This window comes from Brevundimonas sp. R86498, from assembly GCF_044598075.1.
Classification (GTDB): Bacteria; Pseudomonadota; Alphaproteobacteria; order Caulobacterales; family Caulobacteraceae; genus Brevundimonas.
Genome location: NZ_CP139004.1, coordinates 2,638,081 through 2,657,846, shown reverse-complemented (window position 1 = coordinate 2,657,846; position 19,766 = coordinate 2,638,081). Strand labels below are relative to the sequence as shown.

At 67.3% G+C, this 19,766-nt stretch carries 18 protein-coding genes, 1 tRNA gene and 1 pseudogene; 11 read left to right on the top strand and 9 right to left on the bottom strand.

Features of this window, described 5'->3' with window-relative positions; translation table 11 throughout:
* The first annotated feature begins 26 nt into the window (after nucleotides 1-26).
* Nucleotides 27-1,235, top strand: coding sequence for a cation:proton antiporter (locus tag SJY26_RS13120; protein WP_396593453.1), 1,209 nt, complete (start codon nucleotides 27-29; stop codon nucleotides 1,233-1,235).
* On the opposite strand, the gene SJY26_RS13115 is transcribed toward SJY26_RS13120, so the two are convergent.
* Nucleotides 1,232-3,100 (bottom strand): glycoside hydrolase family 9 protein, encoded by a 1,869-nt coding sequence (locus SJY26_RS13115; RefSeq protein WP_396593452.1) that lies wholly within the window; start codon nucleotides 3,098-3,100, stop codon nucleotides 1,232-1,234. The two genes, SJY26_RS13120 and SJY26_RS13115, sit on opposite strands and share 4 nt — an antisense overlap.
* 96 nt (nucleotides 3,101-3,196) lie before the next feature.
* On the opposite strand from SJY26_RS13115, the gene SJY26_RS13110 reads away from it, so the two are divergent.
* Nucleotides 3,197-3,781 carry a hypothetical protein gene (locus SJY26_RS13110; protein WP_396593451.1) on the top strand — a complete coding sequence of 195 codons (585 nt, stop codon included), beginning with the start codon at nucleotides 3,197-3,199 and terminating at the stop codon, nucleotides 3,779-3,781.
* Here the strand turns inward: SJY26_RS13110 and SJY26_RS13105 are convergent.
* The gene (locus SJY26_RS13105; protein WP_396593450.1) at nucleotides 3,778-5,475 is read right to left on the bottom strand and encodes a glycoside hydrolase family 43 protein; all 1,698 of its coding nucleotides are present in this window, start codon (nucleotides 5,473-5,475) and stop codon (nucleotides 3,778-3,780) included. The genes SJY26_RS13110 and SJY26_RS13105 overlap by 4 nt on opposite strands.
* Before the next feature lie 58 nt (nucleotides 5,476-5,533).
* On the opposite strand from SJY26_RS13105, the gene SJY26_RS13100 reads away from it, so the two are divergent.
* The gene (locus tag SJY26_RS13100) at nucleotides 5,534-6,682 is read left to right on the top strand and encodes an endo-1,4-beta-xylanase (protein WP_396593449.1); all 1,149 of its coding nucleotides are present in this window, start codon (nucleotides 5,534-5,536) and stop codon (nucleotides 6,680-6,682) included.
* 66 nt (nucleotides 6,683-6,748) lie between these two features.
* On the opposite strand, the gene SJY26_RS13095 is transcribed toward SJY26_RS13100, so the two are convergent.
* Together SJY26_RS13095 and hemN are read right to left on the bottom strand one after the other, a co-directional pair.
* Nucleotides 6,749-7,414, bottom strand: a complete 666-nt coding sequence (locus SJY26_RS13095; protein WP_396593448.1) for an OmpW family protein — start codon at nucleotides 7,412-7,414, stop codon at nucleotides 6,749-6,751.
* Between the two features lie 103 nt (nucleotides 7,415-7,517).
* Nucleotides 7,518-8,909, bottom strand: a complete 1,392-nt coding sequence (hemN, locus tag SJY26_RS13090; RefSeq protein ID WP_396593447.1) for an oxygen-independent coproporphyrinogen III oxidase — start codon at nucleotides 8,907-8,909, stop codon at nucleotides 7,518-7,520.
* A 226-nt stretch (nucleotides 8,910-9,135) separates the two neighbouring features.
* Between hemN and SJY26_RS13085 the strand changes: the two genes are divergently transcribed.
* Together SJY26_RS13085 and SJY26_RS13080 are read left to right on the top strand one after the other, a co-directional pair.
* Complete coding sequence (locus tag SJY26_RS13085; RefSeq protein ID WP_396593446.1) at nucleotides 9,136-9,945, top strand: AraC family transcriptional regulator; 810 nt, start codon at nucleotides 9,136-9,138, stop codon at nucleotides 9,943-9,945.
* Between the two features lie 98 nt (nucleotides 9,946-10,043).
* On the top strand, nucleotides 10,044-10,751 hold the full coding sequence (locus SJY26_RS13080) for a lysostaphin resistance A-like protein (RefSeq protein WP_396593445.1): 708 nt from the start codon (nucleotides 10,044-10,046) through the stop codon (nucleotides 10,749-10,751).
* A gap of 143 nt (nucleotides 10,752-10,894) precedes the next feature.
* On the opposite strand, the gene SJY26_RS13075 is transcribed toward SJY26_RS13080, so the two are convergent.
* The gene (locus SJY26_RS13075; protein ID WP_396593444.1) at nucleotides 10,895-11,632 is read right to left on the bottom strand and encodes a Crp/Fnr family transcriptional regulator; all 738 of its coding nucleotides are present in this window, start codon (nucleotides 11,630-11,632) and stop codon (nucleotides 10,895-10,897) included.
* Nucleotides 11,633-11,740: 108 nt separating this feature from the next.
* On the opposite strand from SJY26_RS13075, the gene SJY26_RS13070 reads away from it, so the two are divergent.
* Nucleotides 11,741-12,166: a hypothetical protein gene (locus SJY26_RS13070; protein WP_396593443.1), complete on the top strand. Its 426-nt coding sequence runs from the start codon at nucleotides 11,741-11,743 to the stop codon at nucleotides 12,164-12,166.
* 178 nt (nucleotides 12,167-12,344) lie between these two features.
* On the opposite strand, the gene SJY26_RS13065 is transcribed toward SJY26_RS13070, so the two are convergent.
* Nucleotides 12,345-12,436 (bottom strand) — tRNA-Ser (locus SJY26_RS13065).
* Nucleotides 12,437-12,613: 177 nt separating this feature from the next.
* Between SJY26_RS13065 and SJY26_RS13060 the strand changes: the two genes are divergently transcribed.
* From SJY26_RS13060 to egtB, 3 genes are all read left to right on the top strand, one after another.
* Nucleotides 12,614-12,919, top strand: a complete 306-nt coding sequence (locus tag SJY26_RS13060) for an SCP2 sterol-binding domain-containing protein (protein WP_396593442.1) — start codon at nucleotides 12,614-12,616, stop codon at nucleotides 12,917-12,919.
* A gap of 81 nt (nucleotides 12,920-13,000) precedes the next feature.
* Nucleotides 13,001-14,215 carry an acyl-CoA dehydrogenase family protein gene (locus SJY26_RS13055; protein WP_396593441.1) on the top strand — a complete coding sequence of 405 codons (1,215 nt, stop codon included), beginning with the start codon at nucleotides 13,001-13,003 and terminating at the stop codon, nucleotides 14,213-14,215.
* 126 nt (nucleotides 14,216-14,341) lie between these two features.
* Nucleotides 14,342-16,501, top strand: coding sequence for an ergothioneine biosynthesis protein EgtB (egtB, locus tag SJY26_RS13050; RefSeq protein WP_396593440.1), 2,160 nt, complete (start codon nucleotides 14,342-14,344; stop codon nucleotides 16,499-16,501).
* A 74-nt stretch (nucleotides 16,502-16,575) separates the two neighbouring features.
* On the opposite strand, the gene SJY26_RS13045 is transcribed toward egtB, so the two are convergent.
* Nucleotides 16,576-16,803: a general stress protein gene (locus tag SJY26_RS13045; RefSeq protein WP_396593439.1), complete on the bottom strand. Its 228-nt coding sequence runs from the start codon at nucleotides 16,801-16,803 to the stop codon at nucleotides 16,576-16,578.
* A 96-nt stretch (nucleotides 16,804-16,899) separates the two neighbouring features.
* Nucleotides 16,900-17,046, bottom strand: a complete 147-nt coding sequence (locus SJY26_RS13040) for a hypothetical protein (protein ID WP_396593438.1) — start codon at nucleotides 17,044-17,046, stop codon at nucleotides 16,900-16,902.
* 98 nt (nucleotides 17,047-17,144) lie between these two features.
* On the opposite strand from SJY26_RS13040, the gene SJY26_RS13035 reads away from it, so the two are divergent.
* Complete coding sequence (locus tag SJY26_RS13035; RefSeq protein WP_396593437.1) at nucleotides 17,145-17,441, top strand: hypothetical protein; 297 nt, start codon at nucleotides 17,145-17,147, stop codon at nucleotides 17,439-17,441.
* Nucleotides 17,442-17,454: 13 nt separating this feature from the next.
* On the opposite strand, the gene SJY26_RS13030 is transcribed toward SJY26_RS13035, so the two are convergent.
* Complete coding sequence (locus SJY26_RS13030) at nucleotides 17,455-18,171, bottom strand: MBL fold metallo-hydrolase (RefSeq protein ID WP_396593436.1); 717 nt, start codon at nucleotides 18,169-18,171, stop codon at nucleotides 17,455-17,457.
* A 179-nt stretch (nucleotides 18,172-18,350) separates the two neighbouring features.
* On the opposite strand from SJY26_RS13030, the pseudogene tig reads away from it, so the two are divergent.
* Nucleotides 18,351-19,695 (top strand): annotated as a pseudogene (gene tig / locus SJY26_RS13025) (trigger factor).
* Nucleotides 19,696-19,766: the final 71 nt, after the last annotated feature.

Here is a 19,766-nt window from a genome sequence, read left to right as displayed (position 1 = left end):
GTTACAGGGGCGTTCCGGGGGGGCGGATGCATACGATAACGACGACCGAACTGTTCCTGATCGCCCTGCTGCTGATCTTCTCGGTCCCGTGGCTGCTGTGGCGGGTCCTGCGCACCGACTACTACGCCCCGCTCGTGGTGGTTCAGATCATCTGCGGCATCCTGCTGGGGCCGGGCGTGCTCGGGGCCGTGTTCCCCGGCTACTACGCCTTCGTCTTCACCCCGGATGTCATCACGGCCCTGAACGGCATCGCCTGGTGGGCGGTGATGATCTTTGTCTGGATCGCCGGACTGGAGCTGGACCTCAAACAGGCCTGGGCCCGCCGCGGCGAGACCGGAGTCACGGCCGGGCTGGCCCTGGCCGTCCCCCTCATCTTCGGCGCGCTCGCGGCCGTGGTCATGCTCCAGTTCCCGGGCTGGGCCGGCCCGGAGGGCCAGCCGTGGCAGGTGGTGCTGGGCATCGGGATGGCCTGCGCCGTCACCGCCCTGCCGATCCTCGTGCTGTTTCTCGAAAAGCTCGAGGTCCTGCGCGCCCCCATCGGCCAGCGCGTGCTCCGCTACGCCAGCCTGGACGACATCGCCATCTGGGGTGTGCTGGCCCTGATCTTGCTGGACTGGGAACGGGTCGGGCGTCAGGCGACCTTCCTGGTTGGCTTTGCCTTCGCCACCTGGGCCATCCGGGCCTTGATGGTGCGGCTGCAGGAGCGGGACCGCTGGTATGTCGCCCTGATCTGGCTGGCGGCCTGCGGCTTCGCCGCCGACTGGGCCGGCCTCCACTTCATGGTCGGGGCCTTTCTGTCGGGCGCGGTCCTCGACGGCGAGTGGTTCGACCGCAAGCGAATGGACCTGTTCCGCGACCATGTCCTGCTGGCCATCATGCCGGTCTTCTTCCTGTCCACCGGCCTGCGGACCCAGTGGGGCGTGGGCGGCATGGCCGTATTCGGGGCCGCCGCCCTGCTGCTGTTCGCCTCGGTGGCGGGCAAGCTGGCGGGCGTCGGCCTCGCCGGTCGCATCCTCAAATGGGAGAAGGGCGAGGCCTCGATCATCGGCTGGCTGCTGCAGACCAAGGCCCTGATCATGATCATCTTCGCCAACATCCTGCTGGATCGTCAGATCATCACCAACGAGACCTTCACTGCCCTGCTGCTGATGGCGGTGGGCTCGACCATGCTGACCATCCCCATGGTCACGCCGCGACTACGCGCCCCGGCCGGCCTCTCGTCGAAGTCCGGCTAGGTCGGCGAGAGGAAGGCGGTGACCCAGACGAAGGGCGCATTCCAGTTGATGGCCACCTCGTTCTGGGTGAAGGCCCCGATGTCGTCGCGCCAGCAGGTCTGGGGCTGGCATTGACCGCGCATCGTCTCGGCCACCGGATCGGTCATGGCCGTATTGTTCGGCCCGCCCGACAGAACCCCGGCCGGCGGCATTGGATAGGCCGGGTCCGCCGAATGGGCCCAGAAGCGGTGATGCGGGTTGCGCATCGGCCGGTCACCATGGCCGGTGACATAGGACTGATCCAGCGGATTGCGGCCCAGCACATAGTCGAGGGCGGCGACGGCTCCGTCGCGGAAGGCGGCCTCGCCGGTGAAGTCATGGGCCAGACCCAGCACCATGGCCCGGTTCATCAGATTGCCGTTCGAGCCCCAGCTGTAGAAGGCGCTGTTAAACGGGTGCCCGTAGCCCTGCGTCTCCGTCTCGCCCAGCCAGAGCCGCGCGCTGGCGATCACGCTCTGTCGCACGGCCTCCCGCTCGGCCTCCGGCACGCGGCCTTCAGACAGGGCCAGGGCGATGGTGCCCAGTCCACCGACACTGTTCCAGCCGATATCCCCGGTCCGACGCACCGGTTGGCCCGACGTGCCCGGATACAGCGGCGACGCCCTCAGATCCGCCAGCAGGGCGGCGTCCCCCGTGGTCACATACAGCTCCGCCGTGGCCCAGTAGAATTCGTCGATCAGGCTCTCGTCGCCATAGTTGCCGCCGCCATGGAAATCGCCCACGGCATAGAGCTCGGGATGGCGTTTGGCCGCTGCCAGTCCCCGCCTAGCCGCCGCAAGCGCGCGCTCGGAAAAGGCCGGGTCGATGGTCTTCCAGATCCGCGCCGCCTGGGCCGCCACCGCTACCATGTTCAGGGTGGCCGCCGTGTTGGGGGCGTACAGATAGCGGGTCTCCGGATCGGCGGCGGGGGCCATGGGCAGCCCGGTCCAGCGCACGTCATGCACCTTGTGATGCACCAGTCCCCCGGCGTCGATCTCGCTGAAGGTCAGCGGCTGGCCCCGGGTGACACGCCCCACCGGCACCTGCAGGCGGGCCCCGTCCGGCACCTGCATTCGCAGCAGGAATTCGACCTCCCACCGCGCCTCGTCCAGCAGGTCGGACACGCCGTTCCCGGCCTCAGGGATATCGGCCGCCCCGTCGGGGTACGGGTCGGCCAGGCCCCTGAGGCTGGCCCGCTCCCACGCGTTCAGCAGGGTCCAGGTCGAGATCCCGCCATTGACCACATACTTCCCGTGGTCGCCCGCATCATACCAGCCGCCGGACACATCCAGCGTATAGTCGCAGCCGGGCCAGACATTGCCCCGCGTATCCTCACCGTCGAAACAGGTCGCCCGGTCCGGCGCGTGCCCCGCCGGCCGGGCGAGGTCGGGCCGCGCCACATGCTCCGCCTCGATCGGTATGCCGCTGCGGTTCTCGTAGAAAAAGACGAGGGCGTCGCGCTTCAGCACCGCAAACGGCGCGTCGGCGATCGTGATGTCCCTGCCATGACCGCCGGCCGTCAGGGTGTAGCGCCCCGGCGCTCGCAGGGCGTCGAAGCGTACGATGTGGGTGTGATCGCCGGAGGTCGGATCCTCGCCGCGAACCGCCGTCTCTCCGCTCAGGACAGTCCGGCCGGACGCGTCGGTGAGCGTCCACGGGACGGGCGTGGTGCGGCCATCGACCAGCGTCGCTGCCTTGGGCCCCGCCGTCTCGAACCCGACCTGGTTGAGCCGAAGGGCTGGCAGGGGCGCAGACTGGGCTGCGGCGACGGGGGGCAGGGCGAGCAGCGCCAGGGCCGGGAGGACAGCCCCAAATCGTGATCCGCGTCCGGGTCCTGTTGAGCGCACGGCGTTCCCCTTGATTTTCGTTTTGCAATTGTCTGAGTTAATCGGCGAACCGAGTCAAACGCGATGACGCAGGGAACTCGGACAGGGGAGTGAGCCATGCGCGTATCGATCGGACTGATCGCAGCCCTCGTGCTGATCGGAACGGCCATGGCCGCGCCGGCACCGCAGGACGACACCGACATCGTCCAGTACATCATCAACAACCCGCCCGTGACGTCGTGGCAGGTCAACGGGGTGGACACCCAGCCGCGTCCCCGCCGCGCTGAAGGGGTCCTGGGCGAGCGGGCCATCTCGGTGCGCGCCAGCCGCTCCAGTCAGCCGTGGACCATCTCGGGCCAGATGCACATCCGGGGCGCGATCAAACAGGGCGACACCATCCTGCTGGCGGTCTGGGCCCGGCTGGCGACGCCGCCCTCCGGGCAGACCACCAGCCCCCTGCCGGTCCGGGTGCAGGAGGGATCGGCACCCTATGGAGCCATCGCAGAGGCCACCGGCACGATCGGCCCGGCGTGGAAGATGGTCTATGCCTCGGGTGTCGCCGCGCGGGACTATGAGGGCGGAACCACCGGTGTCTCGGTCCATCTGGCGACGGCGGATCACACGGTCGAACTGGGCCCCGCTCTCGTGCTCAACTTCGGCCAGAACTACGACGCCGCGAAACTGCCGACCAACGAGGACTAGTGGCCCGCCCGCGCATGCGGGCCGAACACCACGCCAACAAAGCCCCCCGCCGTCCGCGTGCTCAGGATCGTCCCGTCGACATCGGTCATCAGGTCGGTCCAGTCGCCGCCTTCACCCGCATAGGCGAAGTCATAGCGGTCGGCCCGCGCCGTGATTCTCAGACGGCGGGCGTCCGAAGCCCGGGCCAGCGGCGCGCTGGCCATGACCACCCCGTCGGCCGCCTCATCCGGTCCGGCCCGTCGCCGAAGCTGGATCACGGTCTCTCCGTCCTCGCGTCCGACCGCGAGGAAATACCACCAGTCATCGCTCTGCAGCGCCACCAGACCCGCCCGGTCGCCCTCCTGCGCCGGCGTCCAGTCCATCGCGGTCTCGGCCGTGGCGAACTGGTGCTGCTGGCGCCGGCCGAGGAAGGACGGATTGCCATTGTCTCCCAGATCCACCGGCCGCGGCGTCAGGCTCAGGCTCCCCGGCGTCGCGGCCAGATCGAACCACGCCGCGCGCGGGTTGCGCATCATCATCCAGTGCGGCGGCAGGGCCGGTCCGTCGAACTCATCCACCACCTTGAAGGGGCCGCTGGTCGGCACGGCAGGGGCGGGCTGCGCCGGCAGGTCCGGCCGCGCGGCCTGATACGGGATGACCTGATCCGGCACGGTGATGATCGGCCATTCGCCCGACCAGTCGACCGGCAGCAGGAAGGTCTCGCGCCCCGTATTGTACTGGTCGGGCCCGTAGGGTCGCACGGCGAGGAAAGTCGCCCACCAGTCCCCGTCCGGCGTCTGGACCAGATCCGCATGGCCGGCCGAGGTGATTGGGTAGGGGCGGTCGGCGGGCAGGCCACGCTGGGTCAGGATCGGATTGCCCTCGAAGGCCACGAAAGGCCCGTCCGGCGACCGCGAGCGCAGCACCACCTGCGAATGCCCCTCCGCCGTCCCGCCCTCGGCGCAGGTCAGATAGTACCAGCCGTTGCGGAAGGTCAGGTGCGGACCCTCGATCCAGATCGGCTTGGTGCTGAAGTCCACGCCGCCGTTCACCAGCACCGTCCGCGGGCCGAAGGTAACCTGCCGCTCCAGATCGTAGCGCTGGATCCAGATGGCCCGGTGGCCGTCATACTCGGGCTCGCCCTCGGGCGGGCCATTGTTGAGGATCCAGCCCTGTCCTTCCTGATCGACGAACAGGGACGGATCGATCCCGCCCACCAGATCCGGCAGCCACACCGGATCGCTCCACGGCCCGGCCGGATCCGTCGCGGTGATCAGGAAATTGTCCCCGCAGTCGACGCAGGTATTCAGGATGTAGAAGACCCCGTCGTGGTGCTCGATGGTCGGGGCGAAGACGCCACGCGACAGGCCGAGAGCGGCGAAGTCCAGCTGGTCCGGCCGGTCGATGGCGTTGCCGATCTGGGTCCAGCTGACCAGATCGCGGCTGTGGAACACCGGGATCCCGGGGAAGTAGCTGAAGGTCGAGGTGACCAGATAATAGTCCTCGCCCACCCGCGTCACCGACGGATCCGGATAGAAGCCGCTCAGGATCGGGTTGCGATACTGGCCGGGCTCCAGTGTCCCCGACGTCGCCGGATCGGCCCCTTCATAGGTGAACGATTCAAAGCGCGCGGGCGGAGTCTGGGCCATCGCGGCCCCTGAGGCGACGAGGGCCAGGGTGCCCAGCAGCAGGGGGAGGGGGGTGCGTGTTTTCATTTGTCGGACATTTGACCTTGCTTCTATATGGTTGGCAACCCTGAAGCCGGAGCCGGACATGATCGACAGACGCGCCCTTCTCGCCACCGCAGCCGCTGCGCTGTCGACCTCCGCCGTCGCGGGAACAGCCGTTCGCGGGCAGACGGCTGAGCCTTCGCTGCACGCGCTCGCCACCCAAAAGGGCATCATTTTCGGCAGCGCCCTCCCGGCGGCACCGGTGCTGAATCGCGGCACCGCCGATGCGGACGCCTGGCTGGCCGTGATCGCCGCCGAATGCGGGGCCCTGGTTTGCGAGAACGAGATGAAATGGCCCGCCCTGCGGCCCAATGCGACGGACTTCACCTTCGGGCGCGCCGACGCGATCGTGGACTATGCCGCCGCCCACAACATGAAGATGCGCGGCCATACCCTGCTGTGGCACCATCCGCAGTGGTTCCCCGACTGGCTGACCAACCACGACTTCGGTTCGCGTCCGGCGTCCGAAGCCGAGCGGATCCTGACGGCCCACATCCGCAGGGTCTGCGCGCAGTATCCGCAGGTCGTGTCCTGGGACGTCATCAACGAGACCGTCGACGCCGACACCGGCGAACTGCGCGAGACCAGCCTGTCAAAGGCCATGGGCCAGTCGGTGCTGGATGTCGCCTTCCACGTGGCCCGCGAGGCCGCGCCCAAAGCCCAGCTGGTCTACAACGACTATATGAGCTGGGAGGCCGGTCATGAGCGTCACCGTGCCGGGGTCATGCGCCTGCTGGAGGGCTTCCGCGCCCGCGGCGTGCCGATCGATGCGCTCGGCGTCCAGAGCCATATCGGCTCGGGCAACTCCGACGACTCCGTCGGCTTCGACACGGCGCAGGAGACGGAATGGCGCCGCTTCCTCGATCAGGCCATCGGTCTGGACCTGAAGCTGGCGATCACCGAGTTCGACGTCCACGACAAGAACCTGCCCGCCGACCCCGCGATCCGGGACCGCGAGGTCGCCGCCCTCGGCCGCCGCTATCTGGATCTGATGCTGGAATACCCCCAGCTGGACACGGTCATGGCCTGGGGCGTGAGCGATCGCCACACCTGGCTGCAGGGCCGCTGGCCCCGCGCGGACGGGCTGCCCAAACGGCCCAACCCCTATGACGCCGACTACCGGGCCAAGCCCCTGCGTCAGGCCATGGCCGAAGCCTTTGACGCCGCGGCTCCCCGGCCCCCGCTGGTCTGACGACAGGAGGACAGGACGGGGCGGCGGGCCAAATGCCCGGCCGCCCCGCGCCCCGTCACGGCCGCTCTAGAACTTGCGGCCGACGCCCACGGAGACGACCCACGGATCGAGATCCACATCGCTCTTCAGCGCGCCGCCGTTGACGCTGGCGTCGGTGTTGAACCACACCTTCTTGACGTCGAGATTGACGGTCCACGGGCCGGACACGGCCACATCGGCCCCGGCCTGAAGCGCATAGCCGAACCCGTCATCCAGCTCGACGTCGAAGCCGTTCCGGTTGTCGCCGCCGAAGAACAGCATGTAGTTGATCCCCGCCCCGACATAGGGGCTGACCCGGGCTTCCGGCAGCGGACGATACTGCAGGGTCACGACAGGCGGCAGCACCCAGGTCTCGTGCACGGCGACGTCCGTGGTTCCGCCCTGGGCGCGGATCTCGTGACGCGTGGCCCCCAGGATCGCCTCCACTGACAGATTGTCCGTCAGGAACCAGGTGAAGCCCAGCGTCGGCATCACGCTGTCGCCGACCTCGACGTTCAGGCCGCTCGCAGCCCCCGCAGCCGTGGTGATGGCATCATCGGCCCCGGAGGAGACATCGGTGATCCGGCCGGTGACGATCCAGTCTCCCTTGCGGGCGACCTGCCAGTCCTGGGCAGCGGCGGGAGAGGCGGCGAGGGCGGCGAGGGCGAGACCGGCTCCGAGGGCGGCGATCCGGGCTGAAGTGTTCGGGCGCATCTTGAGGTCCACGACGCGGTCCGGTCGCGGGATGCGGCCGGTTGGAGGCGTCTGCGGCGGTGTGATCCCTTGGGCCGCACGCCGCCTTGATCCAGCGCAAACCTCAGATCATCCGGCCGTGCCGCCCGCTGGAGGGTTCCAGAGACGCGTCAAACGCGGCGCAGGCCAGCCGCACGAACGGCCGGCCCAGCTCCGTCACCGAGATCGCCCCGTCGGCACAGGTCACAAGTCCGTCCTCGATCAGGGGCTCCAGTCGCGAGAGTGCGGCGGAGAACCGGTCCGGTGCCGGTCCATGGCGGCGTTCGATGGCCGGCAGCAGAACCGCAAAATCGCACATCAGCCGCTCGATGACCTCGGCGCGCCGGTGATCGTCGGTCGTCATTTCCAGACCCCGCGCCACCGGCAACTGCCCTTCCGAGACCGCGCGGCGCCAGTCGCGTTCGACGGTGTGATTCTGCACATAGCCCCGGGCCGACCGGCCGATGGATGACGCGCCCAGACCGATCAGGGTCGTCGCATCATCGGTCGTATAGCCCTGGAAATTGCGGTGCAGCCGGCCGCTGCGGGCGGCGATGGCGAGGCTGTCGTGGGGCAGGGCGAAATGGTCCAGACCCACGGCCTCATAGCCGGCCCCCATCAGGAAGGCGGCGGCCGCCTGGCTCTGGGCGAACCGCTCGGCCGGCCCGGGCAGGTCCGCTTCGTTGATGAGCTTCTGATGCGGCTTCATCCACGGCACATGGGCATAGCCGAACAGGGCGATGCGGTCCGGCCGCAGGGTGACGACCTGCTCCAGTGTGGCCAGAAGATCGTTCCGTCCCTGCAGCGGCAGCCCGTACATCAGGTCCAGGTTCAGCGACCGGACCCCGGCCTCCCGGGCCCAGCCGGCCGCGCGCGCCACGACCTCGAACGGCTCGATGCGGTTGATCGCCCGCTGCACCTTCGGCGACAGGTCCTGCACCCCCAGACTGACCCGGTTCAACCCGTGGCGGGCGGCGGCGGCGACCCAGGCCTGGGTCAGGCCGGCGGGGTCCAGCTCGGCGGCGATCTCCGCATCCGGCGCGAAGTCGAACGCCGCGTTCAGCGCCGTGAACAGGGCGTCCAGATCCTCCGTCGCCAGCATGTTGGGCGTCCCGCCGCCCAGATGCAGCCGGGCCACACGCTGACGCCGCCCAAGGGCCCCGGCGGCCAGCTGCGCCTCCCGGGCCAGCAGTTCGACATAGCTGCTGATCGTCTCGGCCCGGTTCACCGCCCGCGTGTTGCAGGCGCAGTACCAGCACAGGGTCTTGCAGAAGGGGATGTGGACATACAGCGAGATCGTCTCATCCGGACCGACCTGACCCAGCCACTGGGCCCAGTCCTCGCCACCGACGTCAGGCGTGAACCGTGCCGCGGTCGGATAGCTGGTATAGCGCGGCAGATTGGCGTCATAGCGCGCGATCAGCGAGGCGGTCCGCAGATGCCGCCGGGTCCCGGCGCAGGCGTCTGACTCCAGCATGGGCAAGGGCTCCGACCGGCCCCGTCCGGGCCTGCGGGATCAGCCTGCCGCCCGGCGTCCGGATGCGCCTTGACCTCGATCAAACCTCAACGGGTGCCAGGGTCGGGACGACGGATCAGGGGTGCCGGGTCCGGCGCCGCTCACGGCCGGAAACTGTCCAAAGAGTCACGGGCCATGACCCGCCCAATGGTCGATGCTTATCCGCGTTCTATGTCCGGAGTTTGAGATGGCTGCCGCTGCAGACAATTGGGTGGTCAGGTCGGCCGGGGGAATTGATCGGATCGAGGCGCGCTTCAATGGCGCGGCGTTCGCGCCCCACCGGCATGACACCTATGCGATCGGCATCACCCTCGAGGGGATCCAGACGTTCGACTATCGCGGCACTGTCCGCCATTCCCTCCCCGGGCAACTGGTCGTCCTGCATCCGGACGAGTTGCACGACGGACGCTCGGGGGGAGACCTGCCGTTCCAGTACCGGACGGCCTATGTCGCGCCTTCCGACATCCAGCGGGTTCTGGGCGGGCGAGCGCTCCCATTCATCGAGGGGGGCGTGTCCGACGATCCGGGGCTCCGGCGGGTGGTCGGGCGCCTGCTCTGTGACATGGAAAGCCCCCTCGAAGACCTTGAGTGCGATCAGGCGATTTCCGAACTCACGACCGCCCTGTGCGGCGCTGCTGGCGTGCCTCTTGCCGCCGGGACTCCCAACCATGCGGCGGTGTTGCGCGTGCGGGATTTCATTGATGCAAACATTGATGGGGCGCTGACCCTTGGCGACCTCGAACAAGCCGCGCAGTACGACCGCTGGTCGCTTTCGCGCGATTTTCGGGCCCTGCTTGGGGCCAGTCCCCATCGCTATCTGACCTTCAGGCGGCTCGACAGGGCCCGTGAGATGATGGTCACCGGTGCCGGCCTCGCCGATGTGGCCCAGGCCAGCGGCTTCGCCGACCAGAGTCACTTCACCCGGCAGTTCAAAAAGACCTACGGCATGACGCCCCGGAGCTGGGTCGCCATGCACAGACGTTCAAGATCGGCTTGAAGGGCCCGGTCTATCCGGCCCCTTCCGGACACGGGGGCATGGCCATGGCAGACAACACGACTGGGACGATCGCACAGGCAGCTCCGGCCGCGAACCGTTTGGCAGGCCCCGCAATCGGCCGGGGGCGGGCCATCGCCGAGCTGGCCGTCTTTGGCGGCCTTGCACTGGGCCTTCGTATCGCCTTCGACCCCCTGTTCTGGCGGTTCGCAGGACCGGTATCGCTCGTCGCGACGCTGGTCTGTCTGGCCCTCTATCTGCGCAGGCGGGGGGAGGGCTGGTCGTCATTCGGCCTGATCCCGCTCAGAGGGGCCAGGGCGAAACTCATGGTCTTGCCTCAAGCCCTGCTGGTGTTCGGCTTCTTCGCGGCCGCCGTTGCCGGTGTTCTCCTGGGCAGCGAAGCGCTCGGCTGGGAATTCATGACGGTCGTCCCGGAGGGCGTCGAGGATCGCTGGGGCGACGTCCGGGGCAACCTGCCCATGTTCCTGCTGTGGCTCGGGATCGTCTGGACGGCCGCAGCCTTCGGGGAAGAGATGTTCTTCAGGGGTTTCCTCGTGACACGGGCGGCAGCCCTCTTTGGCGGTGTCCCGTTTGGCGCGGCCTTGGCCGTTCTGATGGCCGCTCTTCTGTTCGGCCTCGGGCACTTTTACTATCAGGGCCTGCGCGGGTTCGTGACCACCGCGGCCATCGGTATCGCCTTCGGCACGGCATTCCTTCTGATGAAGCGCAACCTTTGGCCGATCGTGCTCGTCCACGGCATCGTCGACACGATCAACTTCTACGCCTTGTATGCGGGGTTGGAGGACTGACGCCCCTGACCACGATCATGGAGTCGCCGGGGCGTCGATCCAGGATGGGGCGGCGGTTAGTCGGCACCCCGGTCAGTCCAGGCGACGTCGTCCATTACCGTCTCGAAAGATGGGGCGTCGGTGCGGTTGCCGTTGCCGGGCCGTCAGGTCTCGCCGTCAGCCAAGGCCTGAAGCCGGGCCGGGCGGACGATCTCGACTTCGGTCAGGGAAATCAGGCGGATCACGCCCTCGGTCTTCAACCGGGTCAGGACGCGGCTGACGGTCTCGATGGTCAGGCCCAGATAGTCGGCCATTTCGGCCCGGGTCATGGGCAGGTGGACCCGGCCGGTGGGCGGGGGCCGCATGGGATCGGCGCCGGGCAGGTCCCGCAGGAAGGTCGAGACGCGCTCGATGGCCGTCTTGCGGCCCAGCAGCAGCATCTGGGCCTGGGCCGCCGCCAGTTCGTGATGGGCGCGATCCAGAAGCAGGGTCTCCAGCGCCGGAGTCTCCAGAATCAGGGTGCGATAGTCGGTCTTGCGAAAACGGCAGGCCGACCCCGCCTCGATAGCCTCGGCCGAAAAGGCATAGCGTTCGCCGGTGGCCAGACCCAGAAAATCTCCGGCGAACAGAAAGCCCGTGATCTGCCGCCGGCCGTCGGCCAGCAATCGGTAAACGCAAATCGACCCGCCCGTGATGTTGAAGACATGGTTGGCCGGATCGCCTTCGCGGATCAGGACCTCTCCCGGCGACAGCGTCAGATGTTCGGCCAGGCTGTCCAGCCGGGCCAAGTTTTCATCATCGATGCTTGCGCAGACGCTGAAAGCCCGCGCGCCGCAGGTGTCGCAACCGTTGGTCTGACGGCGGGCCTTGCAGCCGTCAGGGAGAGATTTCAACTCGAGCATGGTGTGCGCTTCTTACGCCGCGCCTCGCTTCTGAACCAGTCTCTAACGATGCGCCACGCGTTTGATCGAGATCAAGGCGTCTTGTCGGGGAGTCTGGACCATGGCCCCATGGGGCAGCTCAGGGTCACGGGGTTACGGGCGGAGGAGGTCGACGAGGCCCTCGTGCTCGCCCAATTGATGGATCCCTGTCTCGGGGGCGACGCCTGGCGGGCCGATGCGCTCGCGGTGTGCGAGGCGACTGGCCACGAGCGCATCGTTCTGGCCAGACGGGGCACAGGCCCGCTGTGCGGCCTCGGCCGCTACCGGCTGGATGACCCCGAGGCGGTGCACCCAACGCTTCGACTGCTAGAACTGGTGGCTTTCGACCTTACCCGCCCCGGCCCGATCGCCACGGCGCTCGTCGACGAAATCCTGCAGCGGGCGCGCGCGTGCGGCTGCGAGGCGGTCCGCATCGAGGCCGCCCTCATGGGACCCGCACAGACGATCGACCTCGCCATCGCCGGCGGGGTCTGCCGGCTGCACAGCGTCTTCTGAAGCCCTGAACGTCCCGGATATCAGTGGCGGCGGTGACGGACCTCGACGCTCGACAGGCTTTCCAGATAGGCCACCATCTCCGCCGCTTCCGGCCGTGAAGGCGAATAGAGGCATTGTGCGGCGCGGGCCGTCACGATCCCCTCCGCAGCGCCTCTTCGAGATAGCGCACCGGAGGCTCTGGCGGAGACGGAGGGATTCGAACCCTCGATACCCCTTACAGGGTATGACGATTTAGCAAACCGTTGCCTTCAGCCACTCGGCCACGTCTCCGGCAGGCAGGCTCGATAGCGGAGCCCGGGCCGGTGCGCAATCCGCTGACGGCAGATTGATACCGGTTGTTCCGTCGCCCTGACGGGGCGCGGATACCGGAGGTTTCCCCCGCGTGATCTTGTGACCCGCGACGGGGAGCGATAGGGCTTGCGCCTCATCGTTCCCAGGGAGACGACCATGGCTGATCTGGCTCAGGTAACCGAACATATCCGCGGCGCTGTCGGCGACAACTCCGGTCTGGGCAAGACCGTGAAGCTGGACCTCGGCGGCGCCGGCAAGATCTACATCGACGGGGCCTCCGTCCCGAACTCGGTGACCAACGAGGACAAGCCCGCCGATGCCACCATCTCCATGAGCTGGGATGACTTCATGGCCCTGTCGGACGGCAAGCTGGACCCGATGATGGCCTTCATGCAGGGCAAGCTGAAGATCGCCGGCGACATGATGATCGCCCAGAAGCTGGCCCCGCTGCTGAAGCGCTGATGGCCTGCTGACAGTACAAGAAAAAGAGACGGCGCGGTCCCTGCGGATCGCGCCGTTCGCGTATCGGGAAGGACGACGACCATGGACTTCAAACACTCCGACAAGGCCCTGCATTTTCAGGAGCGGGTGACCCGTTTCCTCGACGAGCGGGTGCTGCCGCGCGCCGCCGACTACTGGGCCGAGGTCCACGCCGACCACACGGTCCAGCCAAAGACCATGGAGGCGCTGAAGGCCGAGGCACGCGACGCCGGCCTGTGGAACATGTTTCTGCCCGGCGAACACGGCTCGGGCCTGAGCAATCTGGAGTACGCGCCCCTTGCCGAGGCCATGGGCCGTGCGGGCCTGTGGACCCCCGAGGTGTTCAACTGCAACGCGCCCGACACCGGCAATATGGAAGTGCTCCATATGTACGGGAACGCGGTGCAGCAGGACCGCTGGCTGAAGCCCCTGATGGCGGGCGAGATCCGGTCCGCCTTCCTGATGACCGAGCCCGAGGTGGCCTCGTCGGACGCGACCAATATCCAGACCTCGATCGTCCGCGACGGCGATCACTATGTGATCAACGGCCGCAAATGGTGGTCGACGAACATGGGGCATCCAAACGTCGCCATCTCCATCGTCATGGGCAAGACGGACACCGGAGCCGCGACCCACGCCCAGCAGTCCCAGATCCTGGTCCCCACCGACACGCCGGGCTTCCGCATCGACCGGATGCTGAGTGTGTTCGGCTATGACGAACGGCCCATCGGCCATGCTGAGGTGGTGCTGGAGAACGTCCGCGTGCCGGTCGAGAATCTGATCGCGGGCGAGGGCCGGGGATTCGAGATCGCCCAGGGGCGTCTGGGGCCCGGCCGCATCCATCACTGCATGCGGGTGATCGGGGCGGCGGAAAAGGCGCTGGAGCTGATGTGCCAGCGGCTGCTGAACCGCACGGCCTTCCGCAAACAACTGGCCGAGCATTCGGTCTGGGAACAGCGGGTCGGCGAGGCACGCACCAATATCGAAATGTGCCGGCTGATGGTGCTGAAGGCCGCCTGGATGATCGATGAGGCCGGGGCCAAGAACGCCAAGTCCGAGATCGCCCAGATCAAGGTGGCCGCCCCCCGAATGGCGCTGCAGGTTATCGACGACGCCATCCAGGCGTTCGGCGGAGCCGGGGTGTCGGGCGATACGGTGCTGGCCGAGATGTACGCCACGGTAAGGACCCTGCGCATCGCTGACGGTCCGGACGAGGTCCACAACCGGACGATCGCGCGGATGGAATACGCCAAGCACGGCGGACGGCCTGTGCGGTAGGGTGTGCCGCGACGGCGGGCGTGCCCCGTCGTCGCACATCGCCCCGGCAACGAAACCGGGGTGGCTGTGTTAGCGTAGACTCAAAAGAGTCCGGCGCGTGTCGGCCAGCCAAACGGAGCCGTGTCGATGGACGCGACAGCGCGAATCCCGTCGGTCCGGTCTGACGACCGCAGACGTTATGCGGAGGTCCGGGCTGCCATGCCGGCGCTCGCGGCCGGCCTGTCGGCCGAGGATCTGGCCGCCCAGTCGATGCCGGACGCCAGTCCGGGCAAATGGCACCTGGCCCACTCTAGTTGGTTCTTCGAGGCCATGATCCTGGCGGCCGAACCGGGCTATAAGCCGGTCGATCCCCGCCTGCAGCAGCTGTTCAACTCCTACTATGACAGCCTCGGCCGACGGGTCGAACGCGCCGAGCGCGGGCTGATGACCCGGCCGTCGCTGGACGAGGTTCTGGCCTATAGGACCGAGATCGACCGCCGCATGGAGGCGCGGCTGGCCGACGGTCTGGACGAAGGCCTTGAGGCCTATCTGTTCACGCTCGGCCTGCATCACGACCAGCAGCATCAGGAGCTGTTCCTGATGGACCTGCTGAACCTGATGTCGCGCTCGCCACTGGACCCTGCGGCCTTTACCCGTGAGCCCCGCCCGGGCGGGGCCCTGCAGCGGGCGCGGGGCGGTCAGACGCGGTTCGAGGGGGGGCTGGTCGAGATCGGACACACCGGGGGGACCTTTGCCTTCGACAACGAGGGCCCCTGCCACAAGGTCTGGCTGGAACCCTTTCTTCTGGATCACGATCTGGTCACCAACGGCCAGTGGCTCGCCTTCATGGCGGACGGAGGCTATGCGCGGCCGGAGCTGTGGCTGGCCGACGGCTGGGCGGCCGTGCGGCGCGAGGGTTGGGAGGCCCCCCTTTACTGGCGGCGGGATGAGGGGACCTGGACGGTTCTGGGGCTGACCGGTCGGGACCCGGTCGATCCCGATCAGCCGGTTCGTCACGTCAGCGCCTATGAGGCGGATGCCTACGCTCGCTGGGCTGGAAAGCGGCTCCCCACGGAAGCGGAGTGGGAGAGCGCGGCCGCCACGGCTCCCGACGTCTTTTCCAACCTGTTCAGCGAGGTCTGGCAGCATACGTCCAGCGCCTATGCGCCCTATCCGGGGTTCCGTCCGACCGAGGGCACGGCTTCGGAGTACAACGGCAAGTTCATGGCCAACCAGATGGTCCTGCGCGGCGGGTCGTTCGCGACACCCGCAGGGCATGCGCGGGTGACCTATCGCAACTTCTTCTATCCCCAGCAGCGCTGGGCGTTCATGGGTCTGAGATTGGCGGCGAACGCCCCGGCGGGCAGCCCGGCCCGGATCGAGAAGATGGAAACTGCGCGCTTCCGGGCCGAGCTGGTCGCGGGTCTGTCGCGGCCTCGCAAATCCCTGTCGCCCAAATGGTTCTATGACGCCGAAGGGTCACGCCTGTTCGAGGACATCACCCGGCTGCCGGAATACTATCCGACGCGGCAGGAGGCGGCGCTGTTGCGCGACATGGCCCCCGCACTGACGGGGTCATTCGGCGAAAATGCCGTTCTGGTCGAGTTCGGCTCCGGGGCCAGCGAGAAGACGCGCATCCTGATGGATGCCGCGCCATCGCTGAAGGCCTATGTGCCGATCGATATCAGCCCCGAGGCCCTGAAGGCCGCGGCGGCCAGTATCGCGGAGACCTATCCGGGGATCGAGGTGGCTCCGATGGTCGGAGATTTCTTGAACCTTGCGCCCCTGCCGGAACTGGGACGCGGACGGCGCATCGGCTTTTTCCCGGGGTCCACCATCGGCAATCTGGAGCCTGATCAGGCCGTCGCCTTCCTCGCCAATGCCCGGGAGCGGCTTGGGCCTTCGTCCCTGTTCATTCTGGGCGTCGACCTCGTCAAGGATCCGGCGATTCTCGTGGCGGCCTATGACGATGCCCAGGGAGTGACGGCAGCTTTCAATCTGAACCTGCTGGTCCGGGCCAATCAGGAACTCGGCGCGGACTTTGATCTGGCGGGCTTCTCCCATCTGGCCCGGTGGAATGCCGAGGATTCGCGGATGGAGATGCATCTGCGGGCTGACCGCGCGATGACCGTCCGGATCGGCGACGTTGCCGTGTCCTTCGAGGCCGGCGAAACCATCCACACGGAAAGCTCGCGCAAGTTCACCGAGGCGACGGTCACCGCCATGGCCGAGGCGGCGGGCTGGCGGGTCACGACCATTGAGACGAGTCCTGCCCCGTCCGTCGCCGTCGTGTTGCTGTCGGCCTGACAAACCGGACGGACATAGAAAAAGGGCGGTCCGTTTGCACGGGCCGCCCATTCTTCGTTTTGCCGAGGTCGGACCTATTCGGCCTGACCCTCAACGTCCTCCGGACGACGCGCGCCATGCGAGGCCTCGCCGCCTTTGCGGCCGGCCTGGGCTGCTAGACTGCGGTCTTGGGAGAAGCTGCGCTTTTCGCTTGGGACGCTGGCACCGCCCTTGCGGGCGATCTCGCGCTGACGTTCGGGGTCCATCGAGGCAAAGCCCCGTTTGGACACTCCGGACGGACGGGTGGGCTGACCTTGGGCCATGCGGGGCTCCCTTTCGCAGTAGTTGCTGACGTTGAAAGCTGAACCCCGGAGGCGTTGCCGGGTTCCAGAAGCGCGACCATTCAGGTCGCCCAAAAATCACTCCGCGCCGGGACGGTCGAAACCGCCGTCGTTGTCGCCCGGTTGGGGCGGGACCTCGTCCGGCGTGCCGGCCGGGTCGATTTCAGGCTGCTGAGGGGAGGGCATCGGGGGAGTGATGTCGGGCAGGGGTGTGGGGTCTGTCATGGCGGCGGCTCCGGATCCGGAATGGACCTCAGGAGCCGGAACCACCGGCTGTTCGCCGGGTTCAATTATTACGTTCACAAGTGCGGCAAGGAGCCTCCATGACCGATCCCAATCCGACGAAAACGTTCAACGACGGCGGGCTGAACCCCACGCCCGGCATGACCTCATCCGGAGCGGCCTACAATCCGAACGACGCCGCACTGGAAGACGGCGTTGACCATCCCGCGCGCGAACAGGGCCTTCGGGGTGCTGTTCGTTCCGACTTTGAAAACGGACGCGACTGGGCCCGCCAACGCGCGGAGCGGGCGCGGGTCCGGATCGCGGATCGCCCCGTTGAGTCCACTGTTTATGCGCTGGGCGTGGGCGTTTTGATCGGGCTGCTTCTGCGGCGGTAGACTGCGCGATCGCTCAGGCCGGCCCGCTGGCCGATCTGAGCGCCGGCGCGGCCCGGACTGCGGCGTCGGAGACGAAGGGATTGCTACGGCGTTCCTCGCCGAAGGTGGAGATCGACCCGTGCCCCGGCACGAAGGTGACATCGTCGCCCAGAGGCCAGAGCTTGTCGACGACCGACCGGATCAGGGCATCTGCGTCGCTGCGCGGAAAATCGGTCCGTCCGACCGACCCCTTGAACAGGACATCGCCGACCTGGGCAAAGCGGGCCGCTGCGTTGAAAAAGACGACATGGCCCGGCGTGTGGCCGGGGCAGTGGTGCACGGCCCAGCGGGTTTCGCCCAACGTCAGTTCGTCGCCCTCGGCCAGCCAGCGCGCCGGGGTGAAGGTCCGCGCCTCGGGCAGACCCCACCGCTGGCCGTGGACCTCGAGATCATCAATCCAGAACTGGTCATCCGGATGAGGTCCAATGATCGGCACGCCTGACTTTTCCGCCATCTCTGCGGCACCGCCCGCATGATCCAGATGGCCGTGAGTGATCCAGATCTGGTCCAGCGTCAGGCCGCGACGGGCGACTTCGGCAAGGACAATGTCGACCGAGCCGCCGGGATCGATCACGGCGGCCTTCATGGTGGCGGTGCACCAGACGGTGGTGCAGTTCTGCTGCAGCGGCGTGACCGGGGTGACAAAGACGCCGACGGGGGAGGCGGCTGGAGTGGATGCGGACTGGGTCATGCCTTCGACATAGCGGCCTTGCCGCCCTCGGGAAACCGCCCGCGCGTTGACGTTTGGGGCCCATCTCGACATAAGGGCGGGCTTCGAGGTGCCGCTCCCCACGGGGCGGCCCTTTCTGCTTCACCCATCCTTGCGCGCGCGCCGGTCCCGGCGTCGCCCCAGAGCGTCAGATCCGTCCCATGCAAGTCGTCCAGAATTCCACCGAAGGCCTGAGCCGTGTCATCACCGTGACCGTGCCCGCCACCGAACTCAACGCGAAGCTGGACGCCAAGCTGGCGGAAATGGCTCCCAAGATGAAGCTGAAGGGCTTCCGTCCCGGCAAGGTCCCGACGTCGCACGTCAAGAAGACCTTCGGCCGCGACATGATGGGCGAGATCATCAACGACGCTATCAATGAGTTCGAGCCAGGCGGCGCTGGACGAAATCAAGGTGCGCCCGGCCGCCCCGGCCGAGATGAAGCTGACCTCGGACATGGACAAAGTCCTGGCCGGGTCGGACGACCTCGCCTACGAAATGGTGCTGGAAGTCATGCCGGAGTTCACGCCGGTCGACCCCAAGACGCTGAAGCTAGATCGTCCCGTCTATGAGGCCTCGGATGAGGATCTGGACGAGGCGCTGAAGGAACTGGCCGGTCAGGCCAAGTCCTATGAGGACAAGAAGGGCAAGGCCGTGAAGGCCGCCGACGGCGACCAGCTGACGATCGATTTCCTGGGCAAGCTGGACGGCGAGCCCTTCGAGGGCGGCGCGGCCGAGGACGCCGATTTGGTCATCGGGTCCAACCGCTTCATCCCGGGCTTCGAGGAGCAGCTGAAGGGGGCCAAGGTCGGCGACGAGAAGACCATCGAGGTCACCTTCCCGGCCGATTATCAGGCCGCCAACCTGGCCGGCAAGCTGGCCACCTTCGACATCAAGGTGAAGGCCATCAAGGCCGAGGTCGAGGGCAAGGTCGACGAGGACTTCGCCAAGCGGATCGGTCTGGAATCGCTGGACAAGCTCAAGGAGCTGCTGCGGTCGAACCTGAACCAGCAATACGCCGGGGCCGCCCGCTTCAAGCTGAAGCGCGCCCTGCTGGATGAACTGGACAAGGCGCACAGCTTCGACCTGCCGCCCAAGATGGTCGACGCCGAGTTCGACGGCATCTGGAGACAGGTCGAGGCCGACAAGGAAGCGGGAAATCTGCCGCCCGAGGACGCCAAGAAGTCCGACAAGAAGCTGAAGGACGAATATCGCAAGATCGCCGAACGCCGCGTGCGCCTGGGTCTGGTGCTGGCCGAGATCGGCCGGGCCAACAATGTCGGCGTCACCGATCAGGAATTGAACAACGCCATCATGGCCGAGGCCCGCAACTATCCGGGGCAGGAACGGCAAGTGCTGGACTTCTATCGCCAGAACCCCAACGCCGCCGCCCAGATGCGCGCCCCGATCTATGAGGAGAAGGTCTGCGACCTGATCTTCACCATGGCCGAGGTCAAGGACACGCCGATCAGCAAGGAAGACCTGCTGAAGGATGACGACGAGGGCTGATCGTCTCCCTCTGCTTTCAGGTAGGGCTTTGGGTGACGCGGGGGCAAACGGGCAGCGGGGTGACAGGCCGG